Origin of the sequence: Parendozoicomonas verongulae (genome assembly GCF_009711465.1) — a bacterium.
In the GTDB taxonomy this organism is placed as follows: Bacteria; Pseudomonadota; Gammaproteobacteria; order Pseudomonadales; family Endozoicomonadaceae; genus Sansalvadorimonas; species Sansalvadorimonas verongulae.
Window position 1 is genome coordinate 1 of the sequence record NZ_SMME01000689.1, and the last position, 1,562, is coordinate 1,562.

Annotated in this window: 1 protein-coding gene; it reads left to right on the forward strand. The window is 52.8% G+C overall.

Features of this window, described 5'->3' with window-relative positions; translation table 11 throughout:
* Positions 1–503 precede the first annotated feature (503 nt).
* The gene (locus E1189_RS02885) at positions 504–1,094 is read left to right on the forward strand and encodes a hypothetical protein (RefSeq protein ID WP_155158550.1); all 591 of its coding nucleotides are present in this window, start codon (positions 504–506) and stop codon (positions 1,092–1,094) included.
* Positions 1,095–1,562 lie beyond the last annotated feature (468 nt).

The window sequence follows — 1,562 nt, forward strand, 5'->3', positions numbered from 1 at the left end:
ACCAGACTGTTTTCTGGACCCGATACACAGTATGTGTCATCTAAAGGCTGAGCGGCAGGTGATGACGTGCGGATACGGCCTGTTGAAATGAATCGGCCTCCCCTTCACCTGTTGGCACAACAAGCGTGTAGCTACTGATCTGCTTATCTGTACTCGCATCAACAACAATAGCGGGAACAACGATCAGGATAAGCCAAAGATATGAAGCATTTGCCAGCCTTTGCAACGAGCATAACCTCTCATTCAACCCAGGCACGATAGGCTAGCCGGTGAAGGTGGCCGGGGCAATTTTCAAACCCGGTAAAATTATGGACCCGAACAGCCCCAGGAGGGGAAAAAGGAATCTCTATAGCTGACGTAACAAATGCAGGTACTCGGCACATCTCGTGTATCAACATTTTGACTGGTCTGAGCTGTTTAAGCCATAGCGATTCTTTTTAAATCCCCTCTCCTTTATTTTTGATCCGCTGTCTCTTGCACCGGATGTCACTGCTACCCTGGCGATGAGATTTAAGCAGGCTGACCGAAGCAAAGGTGACGCCGCAGGAGCAGGTGGTGTTCCACTGTCCCTTGCACCGGGCCTCTCGGCTTCTCTGGCGGTGAGAGTTAAGCCGGCTGACCGTATCGAAGGTGGCACCGCAGGGGCAGGTGGTACTCCGCTTCCCCTTGCACCGAGCATCGTTGCTGCTCTGGCAGTGGGCTTTAAGTTGGTTGGCCGAATCGAAGATGGCGCCACAGGAACAGGTGGTGTTACGCTTTCCCTTGCATTGAGCATTGCGGCTGCCCTGGCGGTGAGCGCTAAGCAGACTGACCGTATCAAAGGTGACACCACAGGAGCAGGTGGTGTTACGCTTTCCCTTGCATTGGGCATTGCGGCTGCTCTGGCGGTGAGAGTTAAGCAGACTGGCCGAATCGAAGGTGGCACCGCAGACACAGGTGCTGTTCTGCTTCTCCTTGCACCGGGCACTCCTACTGCCCCGTCGGTGAGATTTAAGCAGGCTGGCCGAATCGAAGGTAGCGCCGCAGGGGCAGGTAGTGTTCTGCTTTCCCTTGCACCGGGTATCCCTGCTGCTCTGGCGGTGAGAGTTAAGTAGATTTACCGAACCGAAGCTGGCGCCGCAAGGGCAGATAGTATTCTGCTTCCCCTTGCACTGGGCACCCCTGCTGCTCTGGCGGTGAGATTTAAGCAGGTTGACCGAGTCGAAGGTGATGCCGCAGGGACAGGTGGTGTTCCACTTTCCTCGACGTACTGTCCTCTTCTCATTTTGCCTCAATACTTCTACTTCTGGTGCAGGGCTATCATAGTCCAGATTATCTGGGACTATTGATTCAGTTTCAGAAATCTCTTCAATCTCTTTTTTAACAACTTTCCGGCAGTGAATTTCCCAGGCGTTGATATCAGAGTTAAAAGGCAGAGGAAACCCATCAAAAAATTCACCTGTTATTATCACGTCATCTGTCGCAGACGGGGAATGAACTTTGCCGGAAGTTGCGGAGCAAATAGAGCCTTCAGCTATCAGTCTAAGGGGGGGCTTGTTCTGGCGTGGCAGCCTGATTCTGGA

What these genes read in the sequence shown, in the direction of transcription:
- E1189_RS02885 (WP_155158550.1), top strand. Translation starts at nt 504, where the DNA reads ATGAGATTTAAGCAGGCTGACCGAAGCAAAGGTGACGCCGCAGGAGCA.